Genomic DNA, 12390 nt, shown 5'->3' with positions numbered 1-12390 from the left:
AATGAACGATAGGAGCGAGTATCGTGGTTAGTATTAAGGATATTGCCAGACAAGCAGGTGTTTCCATTTCTACGGTTTCATATGCTTTAAACGGTAGTCCGAAAGTGACGGCAGAGACAAGCAGGAAAATACTTGAGGTCGCAAAAGAGTTGAACTACATTCCGAATGCTGCCGCGAGAACGTTGAAGAAGAGGGAAACGAAAATAATTGGCGCTTATTTAACTGACTTTGATGGCGCTTTTTATGGTGAATTGCTGCAGGGTATGAAAGAGGTTCTGAATAAGAAGGGCTATGAGCTGATCATATGCAGCGGCCCGCAATCTCATCGACTGCTGGCTGAACGACTGCTGGATGGCGCAATCATATTGGACGGTTTCTTTCCAAGCGAAGAATTGCTGCAGTATGCGAATCGCGGGCAGAAGCTGGTCGTGTTGGATCGTGAGCTCGATCATGATAACGTTTGTCAGGTGCTGTTGGATAACATGGCAGGGGCTACGCTTGCCGTAGAGTATCTGATAGAAGCAGGCTATCGGAAGCTATATGTCATGACAGGGCCAAACGGCTCTTTCGACTCCGATCAACGTATGAGCGCGGTGCGACAAACTATTGAACGGAACCAACCGCTCGAATATATCGAGATTCCAGGGAACTTTCTGAAGTCGAGCGGCGAACAAGCAGCCAAGCGCATTATAGAAGAGTATACGGAGCCGGTGGGCGTATTCTGCCTGAACGATGAGATGGCGATCGGGATGTACAACGTATTGAGAAATTCGCCTTATCGTATCGGTGAGCATGTTCACATCGTCGGCTTCGATAATATCGAATTAGCGGAGTTCGTGCATCCGCGCCTTGCGACGATCGATTATTCAAAGCGAAGATGGGGTGCTGTAGCTTCGGAGAAGCTGCTAAAGCTGATTGCAGATGAGTCGGTGGATCGGGAACGTATCTATGTCACGCTTATCAAGTCCGATTCGGTAAGCTAAACCGCAGATCAGGAATTGAAGATTATTCACTAGGGGCTGTCTCATATGTCATGTCTATGACCATGACTATGGGTCAACCCTTAATTTATTTTCGGTACATAAGAAAAAGTTTAGCGGTATAAATTCTGATATAGGGGTTACCGATAACTTATTTTATGGAAATAAGCCGTATTCTATTGAATATGCTTACATATCCATCTAGTATATAGATGTAAAATAGGTTCATCATGAACTCCAACAATCACATGTATTCATCTTTGAGGAGGATTTAAGTATGAATAGAAGCGCTATTCCGGAGCCGCATTCCGCGTTTAATCCTAAGCATTATGTGTGTCAGCGGGCGAAGGAAGCGTTTAAGCTTGACGGACGACTGGATAAGCCGTTTTGGGAGCATGCTCCTTGGACAGATGATTTCGTTGATATTGAAGGCGACGCGAAGCCGCTGCCTAATAAATGGACTAGAGTTAAGATGCTCTGGGATGATGAATATTTGTATTTTGGAGCGGAGATGGAAGAGGATCAGATCTGGGCATATCAGACTGAACGTGATTCCGTTATTTTCTACGATAATGACTTTGAAATCTTCATAGATCCAGATGGAGACACTCACAACTATTATGAATTTGAGATAAATGCCTTGAATACGATCTGGGATCTGCTGCTGCCGAAGCCATATCGTGACGGTGGACCTGCTATTAACTCCTGGGATATTCGCGGTATCCAAACCGCGGTTCATATCAACGGCGAGGTTAACAACCCTGCTGCAGCCAATAAGGGCTGGAGTGTAGAGGTTGCTATGCCGTGGAGCGTGCTGAAGGAGTGCGCGCCGGAAGGGCGCAAGCCGAAGCATGGCGAGTACTGGCGCATTAACTTCTCTCGTGTGGAGTGGCAAGCGGAAGTCAAGAACGGCAAGTATGAGAAGGTCATTAATCCAGCTACGAACTCTGCTTACCCAGAAGATAACTGGGTATGGAGTCCGCAAGGAATTATCAATATGCACTATCCGGAAATGTGGGGCTTCGTCCTATTTGAAGATGGCGCGCAAGGAGAGCTTAAGTTCGAGATGCCTGCGGATGAGCTGATCAAGTGGGAGCTGCGGAAGCTGTATTATCGCCAGCGCCAATATTATGCCGAGCATGGCACGTTTACGGATGAATTCGCAGAGCTCAAGCGAAATGATGTATGGAGCATAGATCCGCACATTGAAGCGATGGGCAACATGTTCCAGGTATCTGAACAGGCAAGCGATGGGCAACGCTGGATCCGTATCCGTGAAGACGGCAAAGTATGGTTTGAATGATTCAACATTTGACATAGGACGGGTGAATGATATGACAAATTTGGTGGGCTTCGCAGATGAGCGCATGTTGGAGCAGATGGAAGCGAAGTTTCAATATAAACGGAAAATAGCTGCAGGACGGGAGGAAGCGTTGTTCAGTGTATTTGAGCAGCCGCTGACGAATGAAGAGCGCATGTGCTTGCAGTTCTTGTATGCCTACATGCCGCTGCATGATCTGGCTGATTATGACGGCGAGTTCTTCCTTGCGCATGTGCGCCGTACGTTGAAGACACGTGAATTGACGCCTTGGGGAAATAAGATTCCATTTCATATCTTCCTCAACTTTGTGCTTCCGTATCGTGTTAACAATGAGAACATCGATAACAACCGCGAAGTCATCTTTCAAGAGCTGTATGACCGCGTGAAAGATAAGTCGATGTACGATGCTATTCTCGAAGCGAACTACTGGTGCCATGAGCGTGCAACTTATGTGGGTTCGGATATGCGCACCGTCGCTCCATTGACGCTGATGCGTACAGCGCTGGGACGCTGCGGCGAGCAATCGACACTGGGCGTAGCCGCGCTGCGCAGCATCGGTATTCCTGCGCGTCAATGCTATACGCCGCGCTGGGCGCACTGTGACTCGAACCATGCATGGGTTGAAGCGTGGGCGGACGGCACGTGGCACTTCCTCGGCGCATGCGAGCCGGAAGCACGCCTGAACGAAGGCTGGTTCCGCGCGCCTTCGCGCCGCGCGATGCTCGTGAACACGCGAGTGTCCGCTGATTATTGCGGACCGGAGGAGACTTGCTCCAATCACCCGTGGTATACGGAGATTAACCTGCTCAGCAACTATGCCCCTCACAAGACGATTACGATTAAAGTCGTGGATGAGGATAGCAAGCCGGTACATGCGGATGTTCATTTTCAGATGTACAACTTTGCTGAGTTCTACTCAGTCAGCACGCTGCCGACCAATGACAAGGGCGAGGTTCAATTCACGACTGGTTACGGCGACCTGCTGATCCATGTTCGCAATGAAGATGGTTGGGGCTATCGCAAGATCTCTGTAGGCGATGCTCAGATGTTCGAAGTGACGCTGCAGGCGAATCCGGAGCAGGTGGAAACGCTGGACTTCACGATGGCAGCGCCAGTGGAGATCCCAGACAGCAGCGATGATCTGATGAGCGATGCAGAACGTGAAGCCAACGATGCTCGCGTCCAGCGCGGCACAGCGATCCGCACGGCATTCGAAGCAGGCTTCTGGAATGAAGAGCAGTCGAACACACTTGCGGATGAGCTCGGTCTGCCGCAGGATCGCGTATGGGCAGTGATTAAGAACGCAAGAGGCAATAGCCCGGAGATTGCCAAGTTCCTGCAGCAGCAGACGCCGATTCACGGCGAGTATGCGCTCAAGCTGCTTGAATCGCTGCGTCCGAAGGATCCGCAGGATACGATGATCCCGACGCTTGAGGATCATCTGAACGGGTCCGTGGCATTCCGTGATCAGATCGAAGATGATGAGCTGTTCGTGAAGTATGTGCAATGTCCGCGCGTTCACTTTGAGATGATCGGACCTTACCGCGCATTCTTCCAAGCGGAGATTGCGGAGGCGGATCGCGCCATCTATGCGCAGTATCCGCAAGCGTTAGTTGACCGCATCGCGGAAGAGATCGAAGTGTTGAGCGATCAGGACCGCTATCAGGGCATGGCGACGCCGGTCGGCGCATTCCAGCTGAAGCATGTCGATCGCTTGAGCCGGAACATCTGCTTCGTAGCAATCGCGCGCAGCATCGGGATTCCAGCGCGCTTGGAACCGCTGAATGCGCGTCCGCAATACTGGTACGCGGGTCAGTGGAACGACGCGAGCTTCGAAGCGGATGCAAGCGCAGCTGTAAGCAAGGCGTCTACCGGCTATGTCCAATTCTGCCGCAGCGGTCAAGAAGGAGATCCAGAAGCGGCATACGGTATGAACTTCTCGTTGGCGCTGCTGGAGAACGGCATCTATCGCACGCTGACATTGCCGCACGGCGAGAAAGAAGTGTATGATAAGCCGATTGAGGTGAACAGCGGTCAATACCGTATCACGACAGGCACACGCCTCACAAACGGCTCGGTATTGGTTCGATTTGCTTACTTCACGGTATCCGAAGGCGAAGTGACGAATACGACGATCCAATTCCGCAAGGAAGAGATTGCAGTGCCTGTTCTAGGCACAGTCACGGAAGCACAGCGCGCTGCGCTTGCCGACATCGCGGGTGAAGAAGCGGCGAATGAATGCGCAGTGCTGGCATGGCTGGATCCTGAGCGTGAGCCATCCAAGCATCTGGCACGCGAGCTGCGTGAATTGAAGGCAGAGCTGGATCAATGGGGCGGACGTATCGCGCTGCTGGCGGAAGACCAGCGGGACCGCGGCACGTTCAGCATGGATGGCTTGCCTGAACGCACGACGTATGATGTGGATAAGGGCGGCGAATGCCTGGCTGCGATGCAATCTGCAATTGGCGACTGGAACGGTCAGGAGTATCCGATAGTTCTCGTCGTGGATAAGCAGCATCAAGTGAGATACCGATTCCAAGGCTATAAGCTCGGCATCGGGGCAGACATTGTGAAGACGCTGAACAATCTATAAATGGAACTTATATAACGTATATACGTAGAATCATGCTGGGCTGAACCCTACTGAATAGATGCATAAAGGAGACGATCGGAATATGGAAAATGGTGTGCTGGGAACGAACGTAGTCACTCAGATTGGCATCATCGTTAAAGATATTGATCGGGTGTCCCAAGCCTATGCTGACTTTCTCGGTGTGGAGAAGCCGGCATGGTTCTTAACGGATACGGTAGATAAATCCCAGACCGAGTACAAGGGTGCTTCGACAGTCGCGCGTGCGAAGCTGGCGTTCTTCAACTGCGGGCAGCTGCAGATTGAGCTGATTGAGCCGGATGAGCATCCGAGCACATGGCGTGAATTTCTCGATGAGCACGGGGAAGGCGTGCATCATATTGCCTTCGGCATTCAAGGCATGAAAGAGAAGATCACACTGCTTGCGAACAGCGGCATTCCGCTGGTGCAGAAGGGTGAGTACACAGGCGGTCGGTACGCTTATATGGACTCGGTCAAGGATCTGAAGGTGTTAATTGAACTATTGGAACATGATCATCGTGGATAGATACAATCTCCATATGGAACACAGAGGCGGCCTGCGGGGCCGCCTTTGCTGTATTCCAGTCGGCAGCTTACTTTTCTATTTGCACAATATGGACGAAAGTTTGGATTGATTCATGCATGGCGAGCGGTGTCAGGCGCGGAACTAAATACATGAAATGCTGTTCACAGGGCAGAATAAGAAGCGTTTGAGCGATTGAGGTAGAATAATGGAGTAAATGAGAGATGCTCAGGATGATGTACACGGCATTCTGCCGTACATTGAAAATACTATAATATCTCTTATATACTGTATTCAGATTTGATATAAAGGGAGTGGAAGTATGCAAGCGCCAATTCGTATTGGTATTGTGGGTTATGGTAATTTAGGTCGCGGTGTTGAGTATTCAATTCGTCAGAATCCAGATATGGAGCTCGTCGCTGTATTTACTCGTCGATCCCCTGAAAGTGTAAATGCAAGTGTACCAGCGGTTTCGCTGTCTGAAGTGGAAGCATATAAAGGTAAGATCGATGTTATGATTCTGTGCGGAGGTTCTGCTACAGACCTTCCTGAACAAGGTCCAGCTATCGCGAAGCATTTTACAGCGGTGGACAGCTTCGATACGCATGCGCGCATTCCAGAATATTTTGATAAAGTGAATGCGGAAGCAGAAGCGAACGGTCATATCTCGGTCATTTCAACAGGCTGGGATCCAGGCTTATTCTCCTTGAATCGTCTATTGTTCGAATCCGTGCTTCCAGAAGGCCATGAGTATACGTTCTGGGGACGCGGTGTCAGCCAAGGACATTCCGACGCTATTCGCCGTATTCCAGGCGTTAAGGGCGGCGTGCAGTATACAATTCCATCGGATGAAGCAGTTGCCAAAGTTCGTGCAGGAGAGAATCCTGAGCTTACGACTCGCGACAAGCACATTCGTGAATGCTTTGTTGTAGCGGAAGAGGGAGCAGATCAAGCAAGCATCGAAGAGCAGATCAAGACGATGCCAAACTACTTCTCCGATTACAATACGATCGTGAACTTTATTAGCGAAGAAGAACTGAAGGCTAACCACAGCGCAATGCCGCATGGCGGGCTTGTATTCCGCAGCGGTACAACAGGCGAAGGCACGAAGCAGATTATGGAATTCGGCCTGAACCTGGGCAGCAATCCAGAGTTTACGTCCAGCGTACTGGTTGCTTATGCTCGCGCGGCATACCGTTTGTCACAACGCGGTGAGAGCGGAGCGCGCACGGTGTTCGACATTCCGTTCGGACTGCTGTCGCCGAAATCTGCAGCAGAGCTGCGCGGCCGTTTGCTGTAACATCATACCGTAGCAAGACAGCTGTCTAAGGGTTTCCTAGCCCTTTGGACAGCTGTCTTTTTATTGTATAAGGCATCTGAGCTTCATTTAGCTGGTAGACCAGTGCTCCTGAATAAATTCATCCCGCCCCGACATCGCGCGATCCTGCTTATAATGCTCCGGCTCCTTGCGGTAATAGTCTTGATGATAGTCCTCAGCCGGGTAAAATGGTGCCGCATCCCTTATTGGAGTGACGATCGGCTTGTCGAACCGCCCGCTGGCTGCGAGCTCGTTACGTGAGGCTTCGGCAAGCTCTCGCTGCTTCTCCGTATGAACGAAGATCGCTGTTGTGTAGGACTCTCCGCGATCTTGGAATTGACCTTCAGCATCCGTCGGATCGATCTGCGCCCAGAATAACTCTAGCAGCTGCTCATAGCTGATCTTGCGCGAGTCATAGCTGATCTGAACCGCCTCCAGATGGCCTGTTGTCTGCGTCTTTACCTGCTCATAGGTCGGATGGTCGATCTGACCTCCCGTATAGCCGGATACAACTGCGTGTACCCCATCCCATTGGTCAAATGGCTTCACCATACACCAGAAGCAGCCTCCTGCAAAGGTTGCTATTTCTACATTTTCAGTATCAGCAGCTAATGTGAACTTCTCATCTTTCATGGATTGCACGACCTCCTCTACGCCGATGGTTAATAGTGGCTTATCCATCTATGCATCTAGTACAATTAGTAGTAGTGTACAGCGAATAACAGCAGCTTGGGAAGATCAAACAGAAGGTGAGTGAACATAATGAGCCTTATCGATCGGGACGGGCAGGTGCTTTACTTGAAGGAAATCTCATTAAAGCGGGATGAGGTGCCCAGTTTTCGGAGCTACCCGTTCGCATTGAATGCGGTTTGTGGACTGGATCGGTTGGCATTTCGCAGGCCGGTAACCTTTATCGTCGGTGAAAATGGCAGCGGGAAATCGACGCTCCTCGAAGCGATTGCCGTTGCCTGCGGCTTCAATCCAGAGGGGGGCTCGATGAACTTCAACTTTAAGACGATGGCCTCCCACTCGGAATTGCATGAGTATCTACGGCTAAGCCGAGGGCTGAAGCGTCCGAAAGATGGCTTCTTCCTGCGGGCGGAGAGCTACTACAATGTCGCCTCCGAGATCGAACGGCTGGATGCGGAGCCAGCCACCGCGCCGCCGATTAAGGACTCCTATGGAGGCCGCTCGCTGCATGAGCAGTCGCACGGGGAGGCCTTCTTCGCGACCTTTATGCATCGTCTAGGCGGGAATGGGCTGTATATGATGGACGAGCCCGAGGCCGCGCTGTCGCCGCTGCGACAGATGTCGCTCATCGTCCGCATGCACGAGCTCGTGGAGGCCAACTCGCAGTTTATTATTGCTACACATTCTCCGATCCTCATGTCGTATCCGAATGCGGATATTTATGTGCTGGATGCGGAGGGAGTGCGCTTGACCCAACTGGAGGATACGGAGCATTATGCGATCACGAAGTCCTTCTTAAATGATCGCGAGCGGATGCTGCGCGAGCTTTTGGGGCCTTATAGATCGGATGAAGTATAGAGATTGATCTTATCTATGCCAGATTATCCCCTTGTGACTTCCACCATAGACGCCGTTATGGCGATTCGGTACGGTAAGGGTCGATGTGAGCTATAACGTGAATCATGCGTTACTCGCTAGTTACACGCTAGTTGCACGCTCACACGCATACTTATACGTCGAATACGAAGGAAGTCTTAACGATGAAAACTGTTGTTGCGGCGATTAACGCCAAGTATATACACACAGCTCTATCGCTGCGCTTATTAAAGGCATATGCGGGTGATGAGTTTGATATTGAGATGGTTGAGTATACCGTGAAGGACCCGATTCTGCATATTGTGACTGATTTATTTAATCGGAAGCCAGATGTTGTGGGTCTATCCTGTTATATATGGAATATTGAAGAGACGCTGCAAACAGCAGCGCTTCTGCGGAAAGTACTGCCGCAAGTCCGCATCATTCTGGGCGGTCCGGAGGTATCGTTCGATCCTGAGCATTTCATGCGGCGTGAGCCGAGCATTGATGTTATCGTGATGGGCGAAGGGGAGGCGGCCTTCAAGGAGCTCCTCACCCGATGCGCGAATGGGAGCGGGTTTGAGGGTGTCCCCGGGATTGCATGGCGTGATCGACTCCATCCTGAAGAGATTCGTGTGCAGCTGCAGACGGATAAGCTAGAGCTGGATACCATTCCTACACCGTACCGATTTGTAGAAGACTCGGAGGAGATCGGCAAACGAATCGTTTACTTCGAGACGAGCCGCGGTTGTCCGTACAGCTGTCAGTTCTGCTTGTCGAGTACAGAAACGGGCGTACGGTATTTTGACAAGGAGCGGGTGAAGGCGGATCTAAAATACTTGATTGATCAAGGGGCGCGAACGATCAAATTTCTCGATCGAACCTTTAACATTAATCGGGATTATGCGCTGGACATCTTTCAATTTTTGATCGACAACCATAACGGATGTGTCTTTCAATTTGAGATCACGGCTGATATTATGCGGCCGGAAGTGTTGGAGTTTCTGAATGAGCATGCAACGCATGGCGTATTTCGATTTGAGATCGGCATTCAATCGACGAATGAGGAGACGAATCGTTTAGTTAAGCGGCGTCAGAACTGGGAAAAGCTGTGCCGGACTGTGAATCTGATCAAAGAGGGCGGACGCATTGACCAGCATCTTGATCTGATCGCAGGGTTGCCAGGCGAGGACTACGCTTCCTTTAAGAAGACATTTAATGACGTATTCCGGTTGCGTCCAGAAGAACTGCAATTGGGCTTCCTGAAGCTGCTGCGTGGAACGGGTCTGCGGCGCGATGCGGAGCAATATGGTTATAAGTATATGGATCATGCTCCATATGAAATGTTGTCGAATAGCGTTCTGCCGTTTGACGATGTCGTGCGGATCAAGCAGGTCGAGGATATATTGGAAAAATATTGGAATGACAATCGTGCGGATCGCTCGATTGAGATGTGCCTTGCGCTTGCATTTGAAACGCCGTGGGATTTCTTCCAATCCTTCGGTGCCTTCTGGGCGCGCCAGGGCTGGTCGAGAATCGGGCATCAGCTGGCGGATCTATTCGCGCGCATGGAGCAATTTCTGATGGAGCAGGAAGCAGTGCAGCTAGAGGCGATTCGCGGCATGATGCATCTTGATTATATGCTGCAGCATCGTCATAAGCCGCGGGCTGTGTGGTGGAAGCAGCTCGAAAAGGGTGAATTGAATGCATGGTTGAAGTACGCTGCTGACACATGGGCGGATCACGTTAAGCCATTTTCGCAGACAGAAGGTAACCAGTTATGGGTGTGGGATTCGTATGACATCAATGAACAAATTCTGCACAAGCATGGCATGATCGATATTCTGCCTTTCGATTTAACCGCGTGGAATGCTGACGGCCGTTTGGATACGAGTCGGAGAACCGTAATACTGGTGCTATTCGGAGAATTAGCAGCCGCCATGGATCGAGCGGGACTGCCAAGGTACCTCCCAATAGCGGTTGAGCCTATCGAGGAATTATGATGATAAGGCAGGCAGGGACTGCCCTAGGTCATGTTGGATGACTTCTGGGACAGTCCCTATCTTATTATCCGGACACACGATCCGTTATTTGCAGCAAACAGCGCAATATTACGGCTCTAGCGGACCGTAGAGCCGCTATTTGCACCGAATGAGCACAAAATCGATCATTTTGAAGCAAATAAGGTATTCTGTGTCCGCCAAACCTCCAAACAAGCTGTTTTTTCGAAAATAGCGTCTCCTGTGTCCGTTACAACGGGCTGCAGCACCGATTTACCGCCAAACGCTGCTGTAAAAACCATTTCCCATCGACACCTAGTGCTTTAAACTAGCGCTGCTATCCGAGCTGTGGTGGAAAACGGTGCTTGGTTGCTTGTTCGTAGCCATATGCCAGCTTAATTAATGTAGGCTCGCTGAAGGCGGTGCCTGAGAACGTAATGCCGAGGGGACCTTTCGTATTATATCCCCCTGGAGCGATGACCCCTGTCTCTGCATAGCCAGCTGGAACGATGACTAGAGGATATCCGGCTCTTGCTGCGATGTCTGATCCCTTATCTTTTGGAAACAGCAGCGCGTCCAGCTGATGCTCCTTTAACACATAATCGATGCCCTGAGCACGCGCGTGCTCTCTATTATAGGCAAGACTGTCGAGATAAAGCTGCTCGGTGAGCGTACCGCTCGTTTCATTCGACCAGATCAGGGTACCTTGCCCGTACTTCAAAGCAACCTCCGCATGCTGCTCGTTATATTGAATCAATTCCTCTAACGAATGGACGGGGATCGCAGGATCTAATGTGGACAAATAATCGTTCAGATCCTTCTTGAATTCATTGCGCATGACATCTGAACTCCACTGTGCCTTCTCACAGGGCAGCGTAACAGGGTCGATAATGGTGACCCCTCTATCACGCAGCACTGATATGGCTTCTTCCACTATGGCGAGCGCTGCCTCATCCAATTCTCTATAATACCCCCGCGGTATCCCAATTCTCGCATGCTGCAAGAAGCTCTCATCCAGGAATGACGTATAGTCCCGATAACTTCGTCCTTGACTGGCATAGGTAGCTTCGTCGTTTTCATCCACACCAGTCATCGCTCCGAGCAAGATTGCAGCATCCGCAACTGTTCTTGCGATAGGTCCCGCTGTGTCTTGACTGTGCGCAATCGGAATAATGCCCGAGCGACTGATCAAACCGACTGTTGGCTTGATGCCAACGACACAATTATAGCTGGATGGAGAGACTATGGATCCCGATGTCTCTGTCCCGATGGTGCCTGCGGCTAGACTGGCGGCTGTGGCAGCAGCGGAGCCTGAGCTTGAGCCGCCGATAAAGAGGTCTCCCGGACCATAGGGATTCAATACGAGTCCGCCGCGCGAGCTGTAACCAGCCCACATCGTAGGCGACATGAAGTTCGCCCATTCGGTCATATTGGCCTTGCCCAGCAGAACGGCGCCTGCCGCGCGCAATTGAGCAGCAACGAAAGAATCCTCAGCCGCATACGATTCAGCCAGAGCGATTGACCCGGCACTTGTATGCATACGGTCATGAGTATCGATATTATCCTTTAACAGGATAGGGATGCCGTGCAAATGTCCTCTGCTGCCGCTGCTGCTTCTTTCTTGGTCTAGCGCGCGTGCGATCTCGATCGCATCTGGGTTCAACTCCAGTATCGAGTTGATAACGTTATCGATCCTGTTGATGCGATCCAGATAGGCTCGTACTAATTGTTCGGAAGTGAGCTGCCCAGCCTCCATGGCTGTCTGCATAGCGGTTATATCCGCCTCGACGATCCAATCCTCCAGCTTCGTGTTCATGTTCAACATAAGTGCCTCCTTATGAAATAGTCGTATAGAATCTGTTCTTGTTTCTTATACGAATTCCTTTAACTGGATGCAGTATAAAATGGGTATAGCTATTTATTCAACTGGATGGGAAGAGGCTGGAGTAATTGACACACGATCCGTTATTTGTGGCTAACACCGCAATATTACCCCACTCGCGGACCGTAGAGCCGCTATTTGCACCGAATGAGCACAAAATCGACCATTTTGAATCAAATAAGGTCTTCTGTGTCCGACTCGGCGGGTTAC

General features: G+C 50.7%; 9 protein-coding genes. 7 read left to right on the top strand and 2 right to left on the bottom strand.

Annotated elements, in window-relative coordinates; all coding sequences use genetic code 11:
- Positions 1–23: 23 nt before the first annotated feature.
- The 5 genes from ACXX53_RS13450 to ACXX53_RS13430 all read left to right on the top strand — a co-directional run bounded on the left by ACXX53_RS13450 (position 24) and on the right by ACXX53_RS13430 (position 6735).
- Positions 24–983, top strand: a complete 960-nt coding sequence (locus tag ACXX53_RS13450) for a LacI family DNA-binding transcriptional regulator (RefSeq protein ID WP_458569164.1) — start codon at positions 24–26, stop codon at positions 981–983.
- A gap of 274 nt (positions 984–1257) precedes the next feature.
- Complete coding sequence (locus ACXX53_RS13445; RefSeq protein ID WP_458569163.1) at positions 1258–2283, top strand: carbohydrate-binding family 9-like protein; 1026 nt, start codon at positions 1258–1260, stop codon at positions 2281–2283.
- A 31-nt stretch (positions 2284–2314) separates the two neighbouring features.
- Entirely contained in the window at positions 2315–4894 is a 2580-nt protein-coding gene (locus tag ACXX53_RS13440; RefSeq protein ID WP_458569162.1) for a transglutaminase domain-containing protein, read from the top strand.
- Between the two features lie 82 nt (positions 4895–4976).
- Positions 4977–5438 (top strand): VOC family protein, encoded by a 462-nt coding sequence (locus ACXX53_RS13435; protein WP_458569334.1) that lies wholly within the window; start codon positions 4977–4979, stop codon positions 5436–5438.
- Positions 5439–5757: 319 nt separating this feature from the next.
- Entirely contained in the window at positions 5758–6735 is a 978-nt protein-coding gene (locus ACXX53_RS13430; protein WP_458569161.1) for a diaminopimelate dehydrogenase, read from the top strand.
- Positions 6736–6822: 87 nt separating this feature from the next.
- On the opposite strand, the gene msrA is transcribed toward ACXX53_RS13430, so the two are convergent.
- Positions 6823–7386: a peptide-methionine (S)-S-oxide reductase MsrA gene (gene msrA, locus ACXX53_RS13425; RefSeq protein ID WP_458569160.1), complete on the bottom strand. Its 564-nt coding sequence runs from the start codon at positions 7384–7386 to the stop codon at positions 6823–6825.
- Positions 7387–7515: 129 nt separating this feature from the next.
- Here msrA and ACXX53_RS13420 point away from each other — a divergent pair, with 129 nt between their 5' ends.
- Together ACXX53_RS13420 and ACXX53_RS13415 are read left to right on the top strand one after the other, a co-directional pair.
- The gene (locus ACXX53_RS13420) at positions 7516–8301 is read left to right on the top strand and encodes an AAA family ATPase (RefSeq protein WP_458569159.1); all 786 of its coding nucleotides are present in this window, start codon (positions 7516–7518) and stop codon (positions 8299–8301) included.
- 182 nt (positions 8302–8483) lie between these two features.
- Entirely contained in the window at positions 8484–10301 is a 1818-nt protein-coding gene (locus ACXX53_RS13415) for a DUF4080 domain-containing protein (protein WP_458569158.1), read from the top strand.
- 334 nt (positions 10302–10635) lie between these two features.
- Here ACXX53_RS13415 and ACXX53_RS13410 read toward each other — a convergent pair whose 3' ends face one another.
- On the bottom strand, positions 10636–12114 hold the full coding sequence (locus ACXX53_RS13410) for an amidase family protein (RefSeq protein WP_458569333.1): 1479 nt from the start codon (positions 12112–12114) through the stop codon (positions 10636–10638).
- Positions 12115–12390: the final 276 nt, after the last annotated feature.

This window comes from Paenibacillus marinisediminis (assembly GCF_054343325.1).
The sequence above is the reverse complement of the archived record's forward strand: the minus strand, read 5'-3'. Positions and strand labels throughout refer to the sequence as shown.